The organism is Nocardia sp. NBC_01377 (assembly GCF_045040005.1).
GTDB classification, from domain to species: domain Bacteria; phylum Actinomycetota; class Actinomycetes; order Mycobacteriales; family Mycobacteriaceae; genus Nocardia; species Nocardia noduli.
Map to the genome: position 1 here is coordinate 4,184,520 of NZ_CP109566.1, position 20,884 is coordinate 4,205,403.

Below are 20,884 nucleotides of genomic sequence, written 5' to 3' on the forward strand. Positions count from 1 at the left end.
CCGATTCACAGATCCACCAGGGAGAAGATCATGACCTCTACCGATACGGACCGTCAGGCCCGCCTCGAATCACTGCTCGACCGCCAGGACATCCTCGATGCCCTGACCCGATTCAGCCGCGGCATGGACCGTTTCGACAGGGAACTGTTCCTCTCCGCCTTCCACACCGACGCCACCATCGCCGCGGGCGACTACGTCGGCGGACCCACCGATCTGTACGACTGGGCCTCTGCCATGCACGAGACCGGCCAGGTCGCCACCCACCACAACCTGCTGAACCACACCTGCGACCTCGACGGCGACACCGCCCACACCGAGACCTACTACCTGTTCGTCGGACGCAATCGCGACGAGAGCAACTGGATCGCGGGCGGACGCTACATCGACCGTCTGGAGAAGCGCGACGGACAATGGCGTATCGCGCTGCGCACCAACGTGATCGAGTGGTCCGGCCTGGTGCCCACCATGCCGATCCCCTTCGCCGACGTTCCGGATATCCACCAGAACGGCGCCCCGTCGCGCAGCGGCGACGACCCGTCCTACCGCCGCCCGCTCACCAACACGCGGGCACCGCATATTCCCGCCTGAGCACACGGCGGGCATGACAGCGAGGAGAACGGTAGGCATGTCCGACATCACATTCGAGAAACTGAGCGACAACGTCGGTATCGAAGTGCTCGACGTCGACGTGGACCGGCTGCTGAACAACGACGAGATTCCCGCGTGGTGCCTCGACGCGCTCGACACCTACGGCGTGCCGCTGTTCCGCGAACTGAACGCCGACGACGCCCAGGTGGCGTTCGGCAGGCGACTGGGCGAACTGGTGAAGTTCCCGCAGTACGCCAACCCCGAAGTCATGGAGATCAGTTTCGATCCCGCCAAGGCGTCGATCATGTCGGCGCGGGTGATCGCCGCCGTCGGCGGGGAGACCGAATTCGCCAGCACCTACGCGGCCTACGACGCGCTGACCGAAACCGAGAGGCAGCGGTTCGCCGAATTGCGGGTCGCGCACAGCATGTCGGGAGTGCAGAGCCGAGCGAACCCGAATCCGACGCCGAAACAGGCGGCGGACTGGGCGCGCTGGCCCTTGCGCGAGTATCCACTCGTGTGGAACCACGAAAATGGCAGACGCTCACTGGTTTTCGGCGCGACGGCGGCACATGTCGTGGATATGGACCTCGACGAGGGCAAGGCGCTGCTGCTCGATCTCGAGCAGCGGGCGACCGCCCCGGATCGGGTGTACCGGCACACCTGGACCGTCGGCGACATGGTCATGTGGGACAACAGGGGCCTGGTGCACCGCGCCTGCGAATTCGACCGTTCGGAACCGCGCCGCATGCATCGGACCACCCTCGCGGGCGAGGAGGCGATCGGATGAGTTCGCGCACCGCCATCGTCACCGGGGGCGCGTCGGGTATCGGCGCGGCCATCGCCTCGCGGCTGGCCGCCGACGGAAATATGGTGGCCGTCTTCGATCTCGACGGTGAGGCGGCCGCCACCATGGCCGCCGAACTCGAGCGGGCGGGCGGTAAATCCGTCGGCCTCGCCGTCGACGTCACCGATCGGGCCGCGATCGACGCGGGCATCGACGAGGTACGTTCGCGACTCGGCAGGCCGACCATCCTGGTCACCAGCGCGGGACTGAGTCTGGAGAGCAATTTCCTCGACGTCACCGCGGAGATGTGGAACAAGTCGCTCGCGGTGAATCTCACCGGAACCTTCGACTGCTGCCAGGCTGTGCTGCCCGGCATGATCGAGGAACGCTGGGGACGTATCGTCACCATCTCCTCGTCGAGCGTGCACAGCGGATCCGCCTGGCTGGCAAGCTATGTCGCGGCCAAATCCGGTGTCGTCGGCCTCACCAAATCCCTCGCCTTGGAATTCGCCAGGCACGGGATCACCGTGAACACCGTCCCACCGGGTTTCATCGACACCCCCATGTTGCAGCAGGCGGTGGAACGGGGCTTCTTCGACGTCGAGAGCCAGACCGAACGCACCCCGGTCGGTCGCATCGGCCGTCCCGAGGATATCGCTTCGGCCTGCGCCTACCTGGTCAGCGAGGAAGCCGGTTACATCACCGGCCAGATCATCGGTGTCAACGGCGGGCGCAACACCTAGAGAACGTCGTCCAGGGGGAACGTGGGCGACGCCGGTCGGGCGGGGCCCGATCCGAAACCGCTTGTACGCGCTGGGATTCGCGTGCAATGACGAACGGATCGGGCCCGCCCGATCGTCGATTCCCTGGACAAGATCGCGGCGGATTCCACGCCGCGATGCCCATGAGGGCCGGGACGCCGGTCTCGACAGCTGGGGCCGGTCCCGCCGGGCGGGCGGGACCGGCCCGACCACGCGGCGAAGAGCTCAAAACGCGCGCAGGCGCATCCATTTCGTCATGATCCACTTCTCCCCCGCGATCACCGGTTCGCCGCAGTGGCGGGTGAGCGGATCGAGCTGGCCCACCCCATTGCGGTATCGGAAGTAGAGCGCGTCGCCCTTCTTCGGTGTGACCGACAGGCCCGCCTCCGGAAAGGCCGTCGCGCCACCGGCCTCGACCTCGTTGAGGTAGACGATCAGTGTCGAGACCCGTTGCCCGGCCGTCGCGACGTGTTGCCAACTGCCGGGATCCTCCGGCGGGAAGTAGTCGAAGTGCGGGCGATATTCGCCGCCGACGCCGTAGCGAAGAATCTGCAAACCCTCACCGTGCTCCAGCGGCGAGTTCATCAGCGCCGAGCTCCTGCGGTCCAGACGATCGATGAACTCGTCCTCACCGCGCTGGAACACCGCGCCCTCGCTGGTGCGGTTCGCGATGGTCTCGTCCGCGCCGGTCGCGCCGTTGACGGTGGTCGAGCGCTTCAACCGGTGCCGCGACCGTTCGATCATTTGATCGCACTCCTGCGTCGAGAGCACGTCACCGAACAGGACCACCTGCGGTCGCCGGATACGCGTCAGCACTCGAACATCCCGGTCGTGCGCGTGAATGACGTTGTCGCTCGACACCGGGCACTCGTCGTACACGTATTCGGGATTCGGCTCCCGCGCGATCGGCTGCGCGGTCTCGCCTCCCAGGACCCGCTTCACGGCGGAATCCGCCGCGGCTTCCTCGAAGCCTGCCCCCACCATGGCGCTGACGATCGTCTCCACCCGGCAGCCGCGATCCACGTTCTCGGCCAGCCAGTTCCGCCAGTCACTGTCCAACTTCACAACCATCTTCTTGTCCCCCACAGGTTCAGACGAGCCAGCTTTCGCGGCGGTAGTACCGAGAGTCCGGATCGTCCCACTCGTCGTCGTCGCTCGGCGCGGCATAGCCCTGGGTCTGGCGTGACGATGCCGCACGCGCGATCGATTCGCGCTGCTCGCGCGCCTCGGCTTCGACTCGCTCCCGCTCGGCCCGAGCCTCGGCTTCGAGTCGTTCGCGCTCCGCACCCGCGACACGAGCCGCCTCGATTTCCTCCGCGTGCTCCTCACGGAATCGAAGTTCTTCGGCCACGGCCTGTTCGACCGCCCTGCCGTAGGCCGCTCGGGTCTCGCGCTGTTGTTCTTCGAGCTCCTCGAGGTTCGCTCGTGACCGACGCCGGAAATCCTCGAAGGCGTATTCCATTTCCCTGACGTAATCCATCGCCGCTACCTCTTCACCAGTTCCAGCTCTCGCACACCGGTCACAGTGGGCCCGCCTCGGCCAGCTCGGCGCCGGTCCGTGCCGGTGCGGGCTGTTCGGCGGTCTTCGGCGTGTGCTCACCGTCCTGCGCGGGCTTGTTGGTTCCGCCCGGCGGCACGACCGAGTTGGGCGTGCCCGTGGTCGGCGTGCCCGTGGTCGGCGTGCCCGTGGTCGGCGTACCCGTGGTCGGCGTACCCGTGGTCGGCGTACCCGTGGTCGGCGTACCCGTGGTCGGTGCTCCCGCAGTGGGTGCTCCCTCGGACGGTGTTCCCCCGCTCGGTGCCCCGGCGGACGGTGTCCCTCCGCTCGGCGTCCCGGCAGACGGCGTCCCGGCAGACGGCGTCCCGGCGGTCGACTTGTCGTCGTCCTTCTTCTCCTCGCTGGAGATGACTGGGACTCCGTTCGAGTCCAGCTTCACGCTGTACTCATGAGTTTTGCCGTCCGGGCTGGTCTCGACCAGCTTGGGCTGCCCGTCGGCACCCACCTCGAGCTTGTAATGCTTACCGGCGAGGTCGAATTCGGACGAAGTGTTCTTCTTCGCATCGTCCTTCTTGTCGTCGTCCTTGTCCTCCGTGCCCTTGTCCTCGGTCGCGTCCTCGAAGGCATCGGAGATGGTGGTGGTGAGGGTGGACAGACCGCTGGTCGCGGCCGCGGCAAGCGTGGTGGCCGCCGTGCTCAGCGTGCTCGTGAGCGCCGACGCCAGACCGCTCATCGTCGTCAGGGCGGACGGTGTTCCGGAGGTGGGCGTCCCAGAGGTTGGCGTTCCGGACGTCGGAGTGCCGGAGGTCGGTGTCCCAGAAGTGGGTGTTCCGGAGGTCGGTGTTCCCGAGCTCGGTGTCCCAGAGGTGGGGGTTCCGGACGTCGGAGTTCCCGAGCTCGGAGTTCCAGAGCTCGGCGAGGGTGTGGACGAGGGCGAAGACGGCGCTCCGGCCGGCTGCGGGTAGGGATCCCTGTCGAGCTGCCCCAGCGCGTTGTTCATGGAGGTGTAATGCGCGATGATGAGATTGTCGACATCCGTGCACATTTGCCCCCACTTCGACAGCTTGCCGGTGAAATCGTTCTTGAAGACGTTGTCCAGCCACCTGTTGACCGCAGCCTGCGCTATATCGGCATTGGGCGTCAGTTCGAAATTCCCACTCTCCGAACCCTTCCAGTTGAGCTTGTTACTTTCCCCGTCCTTGTAAGTGTGGTGTTTCGGATCGTCCATCAGCGACTTGGTTTCGGGAAAGTTGTCGTAGACCCAGCAGATCTGGTCGTAACTCAACCACTCACGCGCCTCGCGGATCTGGATCATCTTGTCGACATCGTCGGGGGTCTTTCCATCGATCTTCACCGGCAACTGACCGGTGAAGTTCTGGCCCATCTGCCATTCGACCGCGACCCGCTCGATCCAGACTTCCCGAAGTAGGGCGAGCGTGAACTCGGCCTTCGTGTCGACCGCACTCTTGACATCGTCGATGAAGGTGCGGATGGCGTTGATCGCGGTCTGGAGCTTCGTGACGTCGGCTTCCGCGAGTCCGATCTGCTCCCAGATCTTGTTCTGCGCCTGCTGCGAGGCGTTCCCACTCCAGACGTTCGGCAACCGCCCGACGATATTGCGCTGATTGGTGATCTGGTCGTCGCCGACCGTCTTCGCGTCGGTCAGCGCTTTGAGTGTGCCGCCGAGCCCGACCAGGTTCAGCCCCTGCTGCTCGTGATACCTGTCATCGAGTTGTTGGACCGTGTATTCGCATTCCCTCGGCCACAGTTTCACAAAGTGCGGATGGAACTGTTTCCAGTATTCCAATCCCCAGGCGCCCGCTGTCAGGATGTCGTCGACATTTGCCTCAGCCATATTTCCTACTCGGTCAGTTCACACACGCCGCTCGAATTGTGGTGCCGTCTACGACAGTTCGTTCACCTTCTTGGCGTTGACCGCGTCGGTGTTGCCATAGGCGACGGCGCTCTGCCCCAGCGCGCTGCCGGTAGCCTTCACGGCGGTACTCCAGTGCGTCAACCAGAAGGCGACGCGCTCCAGCGCGGCATTGGCGTCCTCGCCCTGCTTCGGATAATTCTTCCCGGACTCGCGCTGGCCGTTGTGCGTGCCCATGCCCCAGAGATTCTTCCTGACGGGATCGATCTGCCCACCGACCGCGTTGCCCGATTCCTTCATCGTGTTCGACAGCGTTGTCAGATCCGCCGTACTGACATCCAACGTAGCCATGGATCGTCCTCCACCTGTCTCGTATCTCACGCGCCGAGCCCATGATCGTCACCCCTCCCCGGGTTCCGGACACCGGCTCCGTCGATTGCGCAGACTGCTGTTCTACTGTCTTCGACGCACGCGTGCCCGCACCGGTTCCATCGGATCCGGAAGCCGCGCTTCGGCCCGGACCACACGCACGGAAATCTACTGCGCGATGGGCAAAAGGTTCAATCGCGGACATCCCGGTCGGGCGGCACCCGGGCGACGGCGCGGGTCCGGCGGCCGTACCCGATTCGACCGACCTGATTACGATCAGCGCGTGTCCGGTAACCCTGCGCCGACGGTGTCCAATCGATTCCTGATCTGTTCGACAGTGCTCGATCCCGTTGCCGGGCATCGGTTCTGGCTCGACTTCCACCTACGGCAGGCCGAGTCGATCATGCTCTTTCTGGACGACCCGGGCAAGCGGGCGGAGTTCGAGGAGTTGGTCGGGGATCGGCCGGTGCTGGTGCTGGACGGGGCCGGGGATCGCGCCGACAACACTCCGTCGGCGGTGGTTCGGCGAATCATCGCGAATACGCAGGCCGCGGTGACCCATGCGGTGGAGCACGGGTTCGATTGGGTGGCGGCGGTGGACAGCGATGAACTGCTCTACGACGAGAGCGGTGGGGCGTGGCGGGATCAGGAGCGGGTGGGGCAGGTGACGTTCGCGAACCACGAGGCAGTGCCGGTGGACCACCGGCCGGAGAACTGCTTCGCCGAGTGCACGCTGTTCCGGGTCAACGGGCGGACCGATTTCATGGCATACGGCAACGGCAAGAGCGCGGTGCGCGTATCGCCCGGAGTGCGCGCCGGTATTCACGAATTCCACGACTACGCGGGTGAGCATCACGTGGCGATCGGGCCGGTGATCCTGCACTATCCGAATCCATCGTTCGAGAGTTGGGTGGCGAAATTCGGCAACCACGGGGAGTTCTCGAATTTCTGGTGGGACGATCCGAGTGTGCCGATCCAGTTGCAGTACATGTTGCGGTCGCGGGATCTGATACACCGAGCCTCGGCGAGCGGGAATTGGGTGGAGGCGCGCGCGTATTTCCGGTCATGGATTCCGGATGACGCGAGTCGGGAGCGGATGCTGGCGGCCGACGAGTTGCGGGTGTACAGCCCGGTGACGCAGTTGCTGCGGGCGGATCCGGAGCGTTTGAAGAACGCGTTGCTGGCGACGCTGGCTCAGCGTTCGGAGTGACGGCGCTGCGCGGCACACCCTAATATCGACATGCTCGCGGGATGGGGAGGAGACGGAATTGGCTGACGGTGGACGGGTGCTCGGCGACCGGAAGGTCGCGTTGATCACCGGGGCGGGCGGGTCGCTGGGCAATGCGTTCTGCCAGGCGCTGTACACCGAGTACGACATCGTGGCCGTACATCGGACGCGGACACCGGCGGTACCGACGCAATACGAGTGGTTCGTCGACCCGCTCGATCCGGAAGCCGAACTGCCGGAGAACGATTCGCGCGTCTACCTGCTCGAGTCCGACCTGAACGAGCCGGGCGAGGTGGAGCGGGTCGTCGATCTGGCGCTGGCACGGTTCGGCACGGTGGATCTGCTGATCAACAATGCCGCGCACACGACGTTCCATGGGCGGGGCGTGGTCGACGGCGATACGGTGCTGGACGATTTCGACAACCACTTCCACACGAATGTCGCTGTGCCACTGCGTGTGGCGACGCGGCTGGCGCAGCGCTGCTGGCTGCACGATCGCGAGACGAACCTGGCGCGCAATCGCAATGTGGTCAACGTGTCGAGCATGTCCGGCACCGAGGTCCATGAAGGCGGGCAGGCGCTGTACGGCGCATCCAAGGCGGCGCTCAACCATCTGGGCAGGCACCTGGCCGTCGAGTTCGAGGAATTCGGGGTTCGCGTGAATACCATCGCGCCCCGAGCGTTTCCGACATCGGTGCCCACCGAGAAGGTGCTGCTGTCGATCCTGGAATTGGACCGCGGCCGCATGACCGGCGGGGTGTACGCGATCGAAGGTCCGCTCGAAACCGAGAAACCGACCGGGCGACATACCCTGACCGCGACACCCGCACCGCTGACCACCACCGCCACACCGAACTGACGCGAGAGAAGCCGACCGGGTTCGATCGGACGTATTCCCCAGGTGCCCTGGTCGGTGCGGGCGGTCTCCCGGCCGCGTCATCGTGTTCTCGACGCCTCCAAGTCGAAGGTCCACGGCAGATCCAGCCATCGACGTGAAAGGTTCGACCATGGACACTGCACGCACGGCAATCATCGCCAGAGCGGTTGTCCGGCGAGACGGCGACATCCTGCTCGTCAAGCAACGAGCGAAGAACTGGTCGTTCCTGCCCGGAGGGCACGTCGAACCCGGCGAACGCGTAGAAGTGGCGCTGATTCGCGAAATCGCCGAAGAACTGGGCACGGACGCGAAGATCACCGGATTCGTCGGCGTGGTCGAACACGGCTACGTCGAGGACGGCACCCCGCACCACGAACTGAACCTCGTCTTCGAGGTCACCATCGCAGACCTGGAGCCGACGAGCCGGGAAGACCACATCGAACTCCATTGGCTCCCGATAACCCGACTCGTCGACACCGATATCCGTCCCGCCGCACTGAAGAACGCGCTACTGGTCGCCGATCGCGACTCGGCGCAGTGCTGGCACGCCTGGAACGAGTAACCGCGCGACGAGGCCGCACACCCGCGGACATCGAAGGCGCCGAGTCGGGCGGGACCGATGACGGATCTCACCCGAATCCGCGACCCGGCCCGCACAGAATGTCAAAAGTTCGCCCGGTGTCTTGTCGCAGGCTGGTGGGCGCCGACGGGGCCATCGTCGGTCACCAGCAGAGAGGCAACGATATGACCGAACACCGGATCGATGAGCGTGAGACATGGGAGACCTACGTCGCGTCGTGGACGGCGGGGACCGAGACGGAGAAGAAGGCGCTCTTCGCCGAGGCCCTGGCACCCGACTGCGTCTACACCGACCCGATATCCAGGACACAGGGGTGGGACGAGCTGATCGCCTACATGATCGACTTCGACCGGCAGGTCCCCGGCGGCCATTTCGTCACCCGACGCTTCCAGGTCCACCACCGAGCCTGCCTGGCACGGTGGGACATGGTCGCCGGCGACGGGACAGTACTGAGCGAGGGGATCAGCCACGGGCAGTTCGGAGACGATGGCAGGCTGGTCGCCATGACCGGCTTCTTCGACACCCCCGAGCAGTGATCCGGTGAACTACCTCGACCGGCTCCAGCTCGGAGTCGACCACATCGAAGCCGAACTGGACTTCGAGCTGTCGCCGGCCGAGGTGGCGCGGGCCGCGGGGGTGAGTCGCTGGCATTTCCAGCGGATCTTCTCAGCGGTCACCGGCGAGACGCTCAAGTCCTACATCCGCTCCCGTCGCCTTGCCCGATCGCTGGAGCGCTTGGCGTGCACCGACACGCGGATCATCGATATCGCCATCATGGCGGGCTTCGAATCCCAGGAGACCTTCACCCGAGCCTTCCGCAAGGCGTTCGACATGACCCCCTACCAGTTCCGCAAACTCGGGCGACGCAACCTGTTCCTCCGCAAAGCCCGGTTCGACGCCGACTACCTCCACCACATCACCACCAACCTCACCATGGAACCGGAGGTCATCGAGCAGAAGCCGATGACCTTGGTCGGGATGCGCACGCATTTCTTCAGCGTCGACAGCGAGAAGAACAATATCGCCGACCAACTCCCACCCCTGTGGGACGCCTTCCTCGCACGGCTGGACGAGGTGGAGCACCGCAGCGGCCCCGAGGCCTACGGCGTCGTCCGTTCGGAGAACCCCGACAGCGACCGCCTCGTGTACGACGCCGCCGTCGAGGTCTCGAGGATCGACACGTTGCCCGAGCACATGCTCCGCTTCGACGTGCCCGCCGCCACCTACGCACGCTTCACCCACCGTGGTCCGGCCACCGACCTGAACCTCACGGTGAACTACGTCTACTCCACGTGGTTGACCAGCTCCGACCATCACCACACCTACGGCCCGGATTTGGAGATCTACGGCGAGGGATACCAGCCTGACAGCCCCGACTCGGTCATGGGCTACGCCATCCCCATCGGCTCGGGACCATAACTCGGCCGCCGATGTGGCAACGCACCTCGAGTCCACCGGCTCGATGCTGTCCGATATGCGGCGGTTCGCTTCCGAACAGGCGACAGAGCGCCGGGGCCGGTCCCTCCGCGTGGAGTGGACCGGCCCCGATCATCCGATTCTTCGAACCGGCGATATGTCAGGAAACCCCGAGATCGCGCGCGATGATCATCTTCATGACCTCGCTGGTGCCCGCGTAGATCCGCGCCACCCTGGCGTCGGTGTAGAGCCGGGCGATCGGATATTCCATCATGTAGCCGTACCCGCCGAACAGTTGCAGGCAGCGGTCGACCACCCTGGCCTGCACTTCGGTGCAGAACAGTTTGGTCCGGGCCGCGTCCGCGCCGGACAGCTCGCCGTCGACCAGATCCGCGACCGCCCGATCGATCATGGTCTGGGCGGCCTCGACCTCGGCCGACATGGCGGCCAGCTCGAATTTGGTGTTCTGGAACGAGGACACCGGTGTGCCGAAAGCCTTACGCTCCCTTGTGTATTCGATGGTCGCGTTGATCGCGGCGCGAGCCTGGGCCACCGAGCCGACGGCGACCGTCATACGCTCCTGCGGCAGGTTGTGCCCCAGGTAGCCGAATGCCGCGCCTTCCTCGCCGAGCCGGTTCTCGACCGGAACACGCACGTCCTCGAAGGACAGCTCCATGGTGTCCTGCACCTTGCAGCCCATCTTCTCCAGCATGCGGCCGCGGGTGAAACCGGGCATTCCGCCTTCGACGACGAGCAGAGTGAGGCCGGCGCGACGGTTGTCCGGATCGGTGGACGTGCGCGCGACCACGATCACCAGATCGGCGAGCAGGCCGCCGGTGATGAAGGTCTTGGCGCCGTTGAGGATGTAGTGGTCGCCGTCGCGGACCGCGGTCGAGCGCATACCCGCCAGATCCGAGCCGGTGCCGGGTTCGGTCATGGCGACGGCGGTGAGCAGGTCACCGTTCACCATGGCGGGGAACCAGCGTTCGCGCTGCGCGGCGTCGGCGTACTCCAGGAAGTACGGCAGGATGACGTCGAGCTGGGTGCGCACGGTGCCGAGGGTGACCAGCGCACGCGCGGCCTCCTCCTGCAGGATCACGTTGTAGCGGTAGTCACGCGATCCCCCGCCGCCGTATTCCTCCGGCAGCGCGAAGCCGAGAATGCCGAGACCGCCCATCTCGCGGAAGATCTCGCGGGGCATCTGCCCGTCCTTCTCCCACTGGGCGTAGTTCGGGGCGATCTGCTTTTCGATGAAGCCCCGGACAAGTTGCCGGAACGCCTCGTGGTCTTCGGTGAAAAGGTCGCGGCGCACGCCGGTTCCTCCGTTCGGGAGAGAGGTTCAGGAAATCAGTTCGATCACGGTGGCGTTGGCGGTGCCGCCACCCTCGCACATGGTCTGCAACCCGTACCTGATCCCGTTGTCGCGCATGTGATGGATCAATCTGGTCATCAGCACCGCGCCGGAACCACCGAGCGGGTGGCCGAGCGCGATGGCGCCGCCGAGCGGATTGGTCAGCGCGGGGTCGGCGCCGGTTTCGGCCAGCCACGCCAGTGGGACGGGCGCGAACGCCTCGTTCACCTCGAAGGCGCCGATATCGCCGATCGACAGACCGGTTTTCGCCAGCACCTTCTCGGTCGCGGGGATGGGTCCGGTGAGCATGAGGACCGGATCCGAACCGGCCACCGCGCCACCGACGTAACGCGCCAGCGGCGTCAGGCCCAGTTCGCGCGCCTTCTCCGGGGTGGTCAGCACCAGCGCGGCCGCGCCGTCGGAGATCTGCGAGGAGTTACCCGCGTGGATGACGCCGTCCTCCTGGAAGGCGGGCTTGAGATTGGCGAGTTTCTCCACGGTGGTGCTGCGGCGGATGCCCTCGTCCTGGTTCACCACACCGGCTTCGGTTTCCACCGCGACGATCTGATCGGCGAAAGCGCCCGCGTCCTGCGCGGCGGCGGCCCGCTCGTGCGACAGCGCCGAGTACTCGTCGACCCGGGTGCGATCGAAACCCCACTTCTGGGCGATCAATTCGGCGCCGATGCCCTGGTTGAAGACGAAGCCGTCGTAGCGGGCCAACGCCTTCGGGCCGTACGGCGCGCCGTCACCCTTGGCCGCGCCCAGCGGCACCCGGCTCATCGATTCGACACCGCCCGCGACGACCACGTCCTGCTGACCCGACATCACGGCCTGGGCCGCGAAATCCAGGGCCTGCTGGCTCGATCCGCACGCCCGGTTCACGGTGGTGCCGGGGATGCTCTCCGGCCAGCCCGCGGCGAGCACGGAGTAGCGGCCGATATTGCTGGACTGGTCGCCGACCTGGGAGACGCAGCCCCAGATGACGTCGTCCACGACGGCCGGGTCCAGCCCGGTGCGCGCCGCGAGCGCCTGCAACACGTAGGCGGACAGATCCGCCGGATGCACGGCCGACAGGCCGCCGTTACGTTTACCGACAGCGGTGCGAACCGCCCCGGCGATGACTACTTCACGCATCAGTTCTCCCGTTCTCGGATTTCATGGCGCCGTCGGCGGTCCGGATCGGCGGACGTTCGATCAGCCAGCGCCCGGTATAACTGGGTTCACGCCGCCCGGCGAAGGCCGCGAAGGCCTCCTGGGCATCGGCGGTCGCGAAATTGAGTCCCTGCGCCCGTGCCTCGGCGGCGAGCGCGTCGCGATGAGTCGACGACGCGCCCTCGTTCAGCAACGCTTTGATCTGGGCGAGCGCGACCGGCGGACCTGCCGCCAGACGTGCGCCGAGATCGGCGACGTGGGCGTCGATCTCGGTCGCGGGCACCACCCACGTCACCAGACCGAGTTCGCGCGCCTGCTCGGCGTCGATGTCCTCGGCGAGCAACGCCAGCCGTTTGGCCTGCTGCAAGCCGACCAGTTTCGGCAGCAGCCAGGATCCGCCGAGATCCATCGAAAGCCCACGCCGCGCGAAGATCTGCGAGAACTTCGCCTCGGGGGTGGCGACCACGAGGTCACATCCGAGGGCGAGGTTCCAGCCCGCGCCGACCGCGACGCCGGTGACCTTCGCGACGGTCGGCAGCGGCAGTTCGTAGAGCAGCGCCGCCACGTCGGTGAGCGCGCGCATCCGATAGATCGGATGCGCGTTGTCCGGCACCGAGATGTCAGCGCCGGAACAGAAGGCGTCGCCCGCGCCGGTGATGACCAGTGCCCGCACCGAACGGTCGGCGGCGACCGCGCGCAACGCGTCGGCCAGCGACGTCCACAGCGCCGCGTCGATGGCGTTCTTGCGGTGCGGCCGGTTCAGGGTGAGGGTGCGGACACCCTCGTGATCGGCGCTCAGTAGGACTGGTTCGGCGCTCATCGCCGCCCCTCGGCAGAACCCAGCCCCTCGGCAGAACCCAGCCCCTCGGCAGAACCCAGCCCCTCGGCAGAACTCGGCGCGTCGGCAGGGCCCCGCCCGTCGGCGGAACCCTGTACTTTCGCCGACTCCCGCACTCCGGCCGGGCCGATCGCGCCCGCATCCCGTAGTCCGGCGATATCGGCCGCACTGCAACCGATTTCGCCGAGCACCGTGTCGGTATGCGCACCGAGACCCGGCACCGCGCCCATCGGCGGTTCGAAACCGTCGATCACGGCGGGCGGCAACAGCGACGGGATGGGCCCGTTCGGGGTGTCGATGGTGCGCCAGCGATTCCGCTCGACCAGCTGCGGGTGGTCGACGACCTCGCTCGGCTTGTTGTAACAGGAGTTGCCGATGCCCGCGTCGTCGGCGATCTTCTGGATCTGGGCCAGGTCGTGGCGCAGACACCAGGCCCCGATGGCCTCGTCGAGTTCTTCGCGATGGCGCGTCCGGTCGGAATTGGTGCGGTATCGCTCGTCGGCGGCCAGATCCGGGCGGCCGATGATATCGGTCGCCAGTCGCCGCCACTCCCGGTCGTTGGTGGTACCGAGGACGACGGTGCGGCCGTCGGCGGTCGCGAACGCGCCGTAGGGGGCGACCGCGGGCGAACTCATGCCGAGCGGCAGCAGGTCGACTCCCGAATGCCGCGCGTAGGTCAGGTGATAACCCATCATCTCGGCCATCGTGTCGAACAGACTGACCGCGATGCTGTTGCCGCTCCCCGGGCCGGAGCCCACCGCACCGCGCCCGCGACCGGTCAGCTGCGCCAGAATCGACAGTGCCGCATACAGTCCCGTGGTCACGTCGGCCACCGGCGGTCCCGGCTTGGCCGGAGCGTCGGCGGTGCCGGTCACCGCGCACACCCCGGATTCGGCCTGGACCAGCAGGTCGTAGGCGCGTTTGTGCGACAGCGGCCCGCCCGCGCCGAATCCGTCGATCTCCACCGAGATCAGATCGGGATGCCGCTGCGCCAGGTCCGTCGGCGACAGGCCGAGCCTGGCCGTCGCGCCCGGCGCGAGGTTGGAGACCAGCACATCGGCGCGATCGAGCAGACGGTGCAGGATCTCCACGCCCGCTTCGGATTTCAGGTCGAGAGTGACCGATTCCTTGCCCCGGTTGACCCAGACGAAATGCGCGGCCTGGCCGTTGACGACATCGTCGTAGTACCGCGCGAAATCACCGCCGTCCGGATTCTCCACCTTGATCACCCGCGCGCCGAAATCGGCGAGGGTGCGGGTACACATCGGCGCCGACACCGCCTGTTCCAGCGCGACGACGGTGATACCGGCCAGCGGGCCCGGATTACCGGACCCGCTCGGGGGGATGTCCTGCGGGGAGGCGGTCATCAGATGACCGTGCCGCCGTCCACCGGCAGCACCTGGCCGGTGATGAAGGAGGCCGCGTCGGAGGCGAGGAATACGAAAGCGCCCGCGACCTCTTCGGGTTCGGCCCAGCGGCGCAACAGGATTCGGTTGAGCATCTGCTCGGAGAACTTCTCGTTGGTGCGGATGGTCTCGGTCATCGGCGTGGCCGCCAGCGGCGCGAGGGCGTTGACGAGAATCTGCCTGCGCGCCAATTCCTTGGCCAGCGATTTGGTGATGCCGATGATCGCGGCCTTGGCGGCCGAGTAGTTCACCTGGCCGAGGGTGCCGACGATACCCGCGGCGGAGGTCACGTTGATGACGCGCCCGGTGCCGTCGGTGGGCATGTACTCCAGCGCGGCCTGGGTGCAGTTGATGGTGCCCATCACGTGGATGTCCATCATCTTCTGCACCGATTCGGCGGTGGTGTCCTTGAACATCGCGGGGGCGGTGATGCCCGCGTTGTTCACCACGATGTGCAGCGCGCCGCCGGTCAGTTTCGCGGCCGCCTCGGCAGCGGCGCCCGCCGCCTCGCGATCGGAGACATTCAGGGCGAAACTCGACGCGATACCGCCGTTGGCGATGATCTTCTCGGCGACGGCGGCGGCCGCGTCACCGTTCAGATCGCTGACGAGTACCGCGGCGCCCGCGTTGGCGAGCGCCTGGGCGACGGCCGAGCCGATACCGCCCGCGGCGCCGGTGACCAGGGCGGAACGCCCGGCGAGATCGAACAACGTCTGCTGTGTCATCAGTAGCTCCTCGGCAATCCAAGAACGTGCGAACCCAGGAAGTTCAAGATCATTTCCTGGCTGACCGGGGCGATCTTCATGACCCGCGACTCCCGGAAGTAACGCGATACGTGGTACTCCTCGGAGTAACCCATACCGCCGTGCGTTTGCAGCGCGCGGTCGGCGGCGGTGAAGCCGGCGTCGGCGCACAGGTACTTGGCCGTATTCGCCTCGCGCCCACAGGATTTCCCGTTGTCGTAGCGCCAGGTGGCCTTGCGCAGCATCAATTCGGCCGCGTCGAGCCTGGCCAGCGAATCGGCCAGCGGGAACTGGATGCCCTGGTTCATGCCGATCGGACGGTCGAACACGATGCGCTCGTTGGCGTAGCGCACCGCGCGATCGAGCGCGACGCGGCCGAGACCCAGCGCTTCGGCGGCGATGAGCATACGCTCCGGGTTCAGGCCGTCGAGCAGGTATTTGAAGCCCTGACCCTCTTCACCGACGCGGTCCTCCACCGGGACGCGCAGATCGTCGATGAACACCTCGTTGGAGCTGACGGCGTTGCGGCCCATCTTCTTGATCGGCCGGATGTCGACGTGCGCGCGGTCCAGATCGGTCAGGAACAACGTCATGCCGTCGGTCTTCTTGGTCACCTCGTCGTACGGGGTGGTGCGCGTCAGCAGCAGAATCTTCTCCGATTCCAGCGCCTTCGAGATCCACACCTTGCGCCCGTTGATGACATAGTGGTCGCCGTCGCGGCGCGCGAATGTCGTGATGCGGGGGGTGTCGAGTCCCGCGGTCGGCTCGGTGACGCCGAAACATACGTGCAGATCACCGGTCGCGATGCGCGGCAGGGTGCGCTTCTTCAGTTCTTCCGAGCCGTGCACGACCACCGGATGCATACCGAAGATCGACATGTGGATCGAACTCGCGGCGTTCATGCCGCCGCCGGATCGCGAAACTTCTTCGGCCAGTATTGTCGCTTCGGTGATACCGAGGCCGTGGCCGCCGTATTCTTCTGGAATGGTGATCCCGAGCCAACCGCCGCTGGCGACCGTGTTGTAGAACTCCGTGGGGAATTCGTGCGCCAGGTCTTTTTCCATCCAGTACTGGTCGTCGAATTTGCGGCACAACTCCGCCACCGACTTGCGGATCAGCTCCTGATCCTCGGACAGTTCGAAATTCATGCCCTCGCTGTTGGTCTCACCGGACACATCCGCACCTCCACTTTCCTCTGATCGGGTTCCACGGGCCGGCTGATCCGGACCCGGCCTGCCACAGCGCACACGGGTGCGTGCGGTCGATGGACCGCACGCACCGTGTCCACCCGGCGTCTGTTCGGTATCCAGCACGTAGCTCACCCGTCTCCCCAGTCGAGACGAGTTTTCCCGAACGTCTGCCGCCACTGGTGCGGCACTGCACCGGGGGCTTGTGTCCGTATCCGGCGAACGGTGTTCGCCGGATACGGACATCCACGACCCGCGCGATGGCGGGTGAGTCATCTACCTCGACCCGGCGCCGACGCCGTCGTACCGGTTGTTGTCGGCTCCGACGACCCTGTTACCGAGCGCGTCGAGGTCGAAGGACTGACGCGCCAGCCAGAATCGCAGGAAGTTGGTCAGCGAATAGCGCAGGAACAGCGCCGATCCGACGATGGACGCCGCGACGCCGCCCAGGGCCAGAACGATGGCGTCGCGCTGCGACAGCGGGTTGGTGGTGCCGTGTGACATGAAGTATGCCAGCACCGCGACCACCAGGCCGCCGACCATCAGGATGACGCCGGTGCGCAACCACAATCCGGAGCGGCCTGCCGACGGATCGGGGATCTTGAGAGCGTTCAGTTCTTGGACGAACCGGTCGGCACGTGTTTCGGTCATGTGGAACTTCCTAAATAGAGGGCTGCCAATTCATTTCGGATTCCGTCTTCCGGATGACCCTGCCGCACGACCCTGCCGCGCACCAGCACGGCCGCGTGATGGCAGGTGTCGAGTACCGAGGCCGCGAACTGTTCGACCACGAGTACCGCGACACCCTGAGCGGCGATCTGGGCGACCTCGTCGTAGAGCCGCCCGACCACCAGGGGCGCCAGGCCCATGGAGAGTTCGTCGAGCAACAGCACGGCCGGATCGGTGGCCAGACCGCGTGCCAGCGCCAGCATCTGCTGCTCGCCACCGGACATGGTGCCCGCGACCTGGTTCGCTCGCTTGCCCAGGATCGGGAAGCGACTGAACGCGATCTCCTCGATTTCGGCCTTCGACCGTCCGGTGAAGGTCATCATCAGCAGGTTGTCGCGCACGGTGAGGTTCGGGAAGACGCCGCGTCCCTCGGGGATGAGGCAGACACCCGCCCGAGCCAGGTCGCGCGGATCGACGCCGGTGACATCGCGTCCGCCGAGCACGAGACGGCCGGAGGCCACGGGATGATTACCCGCGATCACCTGCAGTGTCGTGGTCTTGCCCGCGCCGTTGGGACCGAGCAGTGCGACGACCTGCCCCGGTGCGACCGCGAGGTCGACACCGTGCAATACCGAGATCGCGCCGTAGGCGGCACGAACCTCTTGCAGTTCCAGCAGGTTTCCTTCGGCGGCCGCGGTACTCGTCGGTGCTTTCTCGAGGTCGGTGGCCGTCATGTTTCGGGCTGTCATACGTCCCCCAGATAGGCGGCGAGTACGGTTTCGTCGGCACGGATGACCTCGGGCGGACCCGAGGCGATCATCTTGCCCAGATCCAGCACGAACAGCTGATCACAGACGTTCATCACCAGACCCATGTCGTGTTCGACGAGCAGCACCGCGGCGCCGTCGTCGGCCAGCGAGCGGAGCAGTTCACCGAAACGCTCGGTCTCGGTGTGGTCCTGACCCGCCGCGGGCTCGTCGAGCAGGATCAGGCTCGGGCGCGCCGCGATCGCGCGTCCGACCTCGACCAGCCGACCGGTGCCGGTCGGCAGCTCGTCCGCGGACGAATCCGCGATGTGGTGCAGGTCGAGCCGTTCGATGATCTCGTCGACGGCGCGGCTCGCGCGCCTGCGCTCGGGACCGAGTTCGGCGGCGACCAGCAGGTTGTCGCGGACACTGAGGCGTCCGAACAGTTCCAGTCGCTGGAATGTCCTGGCCAGTCCGTGCTTGGCGCGCTTGGCCGGACCGTGCTTGGTGACATCGACACCGCCGATGGACACCCGCCCGGTCGTCGGCTTGCGCAGACCGCCGATCACGTCGAACAGCGTGGACTTGCCCGCGCCGTTCGGCCCTATCAGACCGGTCACCTGACCACGCTCGGCCCGCAGGCCCGCGCTGTCCAGAGCCTTGTTACCGCCGAATACGACGGTGACATCGTCAACTTCCAGCAGTGACACCACGTTCGAGCACCTCCTCGTCCTCCGATGTCCACCGTCGCTTGACGCCGACCCACTCCACCGGGATCTCCAGCGTCTCCGGATCGGGCTTGACCCGCTCCGAATGCCAGAAGCGTGCGGCGATCACCGCGGCGACGACACCGAAGAAGAAACCCCAGCCGTCGATCGCGTCGATCAGGCGCAGACCCCACAGGCCGAGGATCACCACGACCAGCAGCGGCGCGATGATCTTGTCGCGCAGCATCGGGAACCAGTCCCGGCGCAACGGACCGATGGCGCCTTCCTTGAGCGCACCGCCACCCGCGGCGATACCACCCAGAGCGGGCAATACCTGTGCGAGGTTGGACAGTCCAGGCCACAGCACGGGGATCACCTTCAGCGGACCCGCGAGTGCGAGACCGGTGAACATGCCCGCGCCGACAGCGCCGAGACCGGCGATGGTGACGACCAGGAAGATCGGCAGACCCGACACCAGACCGAACTGCTCCGGCGCGACGGCTTGGGACTGCATGCCGTACAGCGCGCCGCCCAGTCCGGCGATGGCCGCCGAGAAGGCGAACACCAGGACCCGGGCGATGAGCAGGCTGCCACCGAGGGTGGCGTAGGCCGCCTCGCTGTCACGCAGGGCGATGAGCCTACGGCCGTACTTGCTGCGCCGCAGCACCGCGATGGCCAGACCGACCACCGCGACGCAGACCGCCGCGAAGACGGTGATCTCCTCGATGCTCTCGAGTTTCCATCCGAACAGATCCGGCCCGACGAGCGAGATCGAACCCTGATCGAACAGCGAGATCTTGATGCCGAGGATCTCGAAGGACGGCAGGGTGAAGATCCACCGGTCCAGGATGACCGCGAACGCCGCCGTCGCCAATGCCATGTAGACACCGGACAAGCGCAGGGCAGGGATCGCGATCACCACCCCGACCACCGCGGCGATTCCCATCGCCGCCAGTATCGCCCACCACTGACCGTCCGGCCCGAGATGGGAGTAGGCGACCGCGCCGACACCGGCCAGGCTCAACTGGCACAGCGATATCTGCCCGGCGAAACCCAGGAGCGGGACATAGGACAACGCGATCATGGCCCAGGCGAACATCGCACCGTAGGTGATCAGATCCGACTCGGTCAGCATCGTCGCCAACATCAGGCCGAGCACGATCACCGTCGCCGCGAATGCCACCGAACCGGATCTGGTCGGCAACGGCACCGGATTGAGTTTGCGATCACGCCCGCGCAGCCTGCCGTGCGGGAACACCAGCAATGCCACGAAGAGCAGCAGTGCCGGGGCCGCCAGGCGCAGGCCGGGCAGGTACTCGTTCTGCGGAAGGTATCCGGTCAGATAGCTTTCCATAAGCCCGACGACCACCGCGCCGAGGAATGTCATCGGCAGGCTCTTGAGCCTGCCGAAGATGGCGGCGGTATAGGCACTGACGATCAGCAGTGAGAGCTGCGCGGCATCGAGCGCCACGGTGGGCGCGATGAGGATGCCACCGATCGCCGCCAGTTCGATGCCGAGGATCCAGGCGACCCGGTTGGCCCGCTTGGGATCGGCGCCGGTGAGACCCACCAGCGCGCGATCATCGACGGTCGCCCGCATCTCGGCGCCGGTCCTGGTGCGGAACAACAGGATCCGCAGCGCGATGGCCACGACGATGGCGACCACCATGGTGAGCGCCTGGTGCCAGGTAATGGTCACCACGCCGAGGTCGATCGACTTCTTGTCAGCGAAGAACCGGGAAAGCGAACGGGATTCGTTCGGATTCCAGATCCACCGCGCGAGGACGATCAGGCCGCTGAGCAGCGCGATCGTCATCACGAGTTTTTCCGCGTCACCGAGCCCCTGGGTGGGCGCGAGCGCCTTTCCGAAGGCCAGGCCGAACAATGGCGCGAATACCAGTAGTACGGCGACGATCGCGGTCGGGGTCGGCCAGCCCCAGCCGATCGTGAGCTGCCAGTACACGAATGCCGAGATCATGCCCGCGGCACCGTGCGCGAAATTGAACACACCGGTGGTGGTGTAGGTCAGCACCAGGCCACTGCCGATGATTGCGTAGATCGCGGCGGTACTGAGACCTACGATCCCGAAAGCGATGAATTGCTCCATC

22 protein-coding genes are annotated in these 20,884 nt (G+C 66.1%); 8 read left to right on the forward strand and 14 right to left on the reverse strand.

Annotated elements, in window-relative coordinates; all coding sequences use genetic code 11:
- The first annotated feature begins 30 nt into the window (after positions 1-30).
- From OG225_RS19325 to OG225_RS19335, 3 genes are read left to right on the forward strand one after another with little or no spacing between them, the layout of a single operon-like run.
- On the forward strand, positions 31-588 hold the full coding sequence (locus OG225_RS19325) for a nuclear transport factor 2 family protein (RefSeq protein WP_216909484.1): 558 nt from the start codon (positions 31-33) through the stop codon (positions 586-588).
- Between the two features lie 37 nt (positions 589-625).
- Positions 626-1,378 carry a TauD/TfdA dioxygenase family protein gene (locus OG225_RS19330; RefSeq protein WP_405182946.1) on the forward strand — a complete coding sequence of 251 codons (753 nt, stop codon included), beginning with the start codon at positions 626-628 and terminating at the stop codon, positions 1,376-1,378.
- Complete coding sequence (locus OG225_RS19335) at positions 1,375-2,118, forward strand: SDR family NAD(P)-dependent oxidoreductase (RefSeq protein ID WP_405182947.1); 744 nt, start codon at positions 1,375-1,377, stop codon at positions 2,116-2,118. The genes OG225_RS19330 and OG225_RS19335 overlap by 4 nt, the downstream gene beginning before the upstream one ends.
- Positions 2,119-2,361: 243 nt before the next feature.
- Here OG225_RS19335 and OG225_RS19340 read toward each other — a convergent pair whose 3' ends face one another.
- The 4 genes from OG225_RS19340 to OG225_RS19355 form a co-directional block, all read right to left on the reverse strand.
- Complete coding sequence (locus OG225_RS19340) at positions 2,362-3,201, reverse strand: 2OG-Fe(II) oxygenase (protein WP_405182948.1); 840 nt, start codon at positions 3,199-3,201, stop codon at positions 2,362-2,364.
- A gap of 25 nt (positions 3,202-3,226) precedes the next feature.
- Positions 3,227-3,616 carry a hypothetical protein gene (locus OG225_RS19345; protein WP_405182949.1) on the reverse strand — a complete coding sequence of 130 codons (390 nt, stop codon included), beginning with the start codon at positions 3,614-3,616 and terminating at the stop codon, positions 3,227-3,229.
- Positions 3,617-4,155: 539 nt separating this feature from the next.
- Positions 4,156-4,737 (reverse strand): pentapeptide repeat-containing protein, encoded by a 582-nt coding sequence (locus tag OG225_RS19350; protein ID WP_405183302.1) that lies wholly within the window; start codon positions 4,735-4,737, stop codon positions 4,156-4,158.
- Between the two features lie 800 nt (positions 4,738-5,537).
- Positions 5,538-5,858: a hypothetical protein gene (locus tag OG225_RS19355; protein WP_405182950.1), complete on the reverse strand. Its 321-nt coding sequence runs from the start codon at positions 5,856-5,858 to the stop codon at positions 5,538-5,540.
- Between the two features lie 301 nt (positions 5,859-6,159).
- Here OG225_RS19355 and OG225_RS19360 point away from each other — a divergent pair, with 301 nt between their 5' ends.
- The 5 genes from OG225_RS19360 to OG225_RS19380 all read left to right on the forward strand — a co-directional run bounded on the left by OG225_RS19360 (position 6,160) and on the right by OG225_RS19380 (position 9,980).
- Positions 6,160-7,086 carry a hypothetical protein gene (locus OG225_RS19360; protein WP_405182951.1) on the forward strand — a complete coding sequence of 309 codons (927 nt, stop codon included), beginning with the start codon at positions 6,160-6,162 and terminating at the stop codon, positions 7,084-7,086.
- Positions 7,087-7,144: 58 nt separating this feature from the next.
- Entirely contained in the window at positions 7,145-7,963 is an 819-nt protein-coding gene (locus tag OG225_RS19365) for an SDR family NAD(P)-dependent oxidoreductase (protein ID WP_405182952.1), read from the forward strand.
- A gap of 148 nt (positions 7,964-8,111) precedes the next feature.
- On the forward strand, positions 8,112-8,543 hold the full coding sequence (locus OG225_RS19370; protein WP_405182953.1) for an NUDIX domain-containing protein: 432 nt from the start codon (positions 8,112-8,114) through the stop codon (positions 8,541-8,543).
- 182 nt (positions 8,544-8,725) lie between these two features.
- Positions 8,726-9,097: a nuclear transport factor 2 family protein gene (locus tag OG225_RS19375; RefSeq protein WP_405182954.1), complete on the forward strand. Its 372-nt coding sequence runs from the start codon at positions 8,726-8,728 to the stop codon at positions 9,095-9,097.
- 4 nt (positions 9,098-9,101) lie between these two features.
- Positions 9,102-9,980 (forward strand): helix-turn-helix domain-containing protein, encoded by an 879-nt coding sequence (locus OG225_RS19380; RefSeq protein ID WP_405182955.1) that lies wholly within the window; start codon positions 9,102-9,104, stop codon positions 9,978-9,980.
- 157 nt (positions 9,981-10,137) lie between these two features.
- Here the strand turns inward: OG225_RS19380 and OG225_RS19385 are convergent, their stop codons facing one another.
- The 10 genes from OG225_RS19385 to OG225_RS19430 form a co-directional block, all read right to left on the reverse strand.
- Positions 10,138-11,289, reverse strand: a complete 1,152-nt coding sequence (locus OG225_RS19385; protein ID WP_405182956.1) for an acyl-CoA dehydrogenase family protein — start codon at positions 11,287-11,289, stop codon at positions 10,138-10,140.
- 27 nt (positions 11,290-11,316) lie between these two features.
- Positions 11,317-12,462 (reverse strand): thiolase family protein, encoded by a 1,146-nt coding sequence (locus OG225_RS19390; RefSeq protein WP_405182957.1) that lies wholly within the window; start codon positions 12,460-12,462, stop codon positions 11,317-11,319.
- A complete protein-coding gene (locus OG225_RS19395) occupies positions 12,455-13,300 on the reverse strand; it encodes an enoyl-CoA hydratase/isomerase family protein (RefSeq protein WP_405182958.1) in 846 nt (281 codons plus the stop codon). The genes OG225_RS19390 and OG225_RS19395 overlap by 8 nt, the downstream gene beginning before the upstream one ends.
- Positions 13,297-14,685, reverse strand: coding sequence for a CaiB/BaiF CoA transferase family protein (locus OG225_RS19400; protein ID WP_405182959.1), 1,389 nt, complete (start codon positions 14,683-14,685; stop codon positions 13,297-13,299). The genes OG225_RS19395 and OG225_RS19400 overlap by 4 nt, the downstream gene beginning before the upstream one ends.
- A complete protein-coding gene (locus tag OG225_RS19405) occupies positions 14,685-15,449 on the reverse strand; it encodes an SDR family NAD(P)-dependent oxidoreductase (RefSeq protein WP_405182960.1) in 765 nt (254 codons plus the stop codon). The genes OG225_RS19400 and OG225_RS19405 overlap by 1 nt, the downstream gene beginning before the upstream one ends.
- On the reverse strand, positions 15,449-16,615 hold the full coding sequence (locus tag OG225_RS19410) for an acyl-CoA dehydrogenase family protein (protein ID WP_405183303.1): 1,167 nt from the start codon (positions 16,613-16,615) through the stop codon (positions 15,449-15,451). The genes OG225_RS19405 and OG225_RS19410 overlap by 1 nt, the downstream gene beginning before the upstream one ends.
- Before the next feature lie 315 nt (positions 16,616-16,930).
- Positions 16,931-17,305: a hypothetical protein gene (locus OG225_RS19415; RefSeq protein WP_216909517.1), complete on the reverse strand. Its 375-nt coding sequence runs from the start codon at positions 17,303-17,305 to the stop codon at positions 16,931-16,933.
- A complete protein-coding gene (locus tag OG225_RS19420) occupies positions 17,302-18,057 on the reverse strand; it encodes an ABC transporter ATP-binding protein (RefSeq protein WP_216909519.1) in 756 nt (251 codons plus the stop codon). Before OG225_RS19420 ends, OG225_RS19415 begins: the two co-directional genes overlap by 4 nt.
- 11 nt (positions 18,058-18,068) lie before the next feature.
- A complete protein-coding gene (locus OG225_RS19425; protein ID WP_216909521.1) occupies positions 18,069-18,782 on the reverse strand; it encodes an ABC transporter ATP-binding protein in 714 nt (237 codons plus the stop codon).
- A complete protein-coding gene (locus tag OG225_RS19430; RefSeq protein WP_405182961.1) occupies positions 18,760-20,883 on the reverse strand; it encodes an ABC transporter permease subunit in 2,124 nt (707 codons plus the stop codon). The genes OG225_RS19425 and OG225_RS19430 overlap by 23 nt, the downstream gene beginning before the upstream one ends.
- Position 20,884 lies beyond the last annotated feature (1 nt).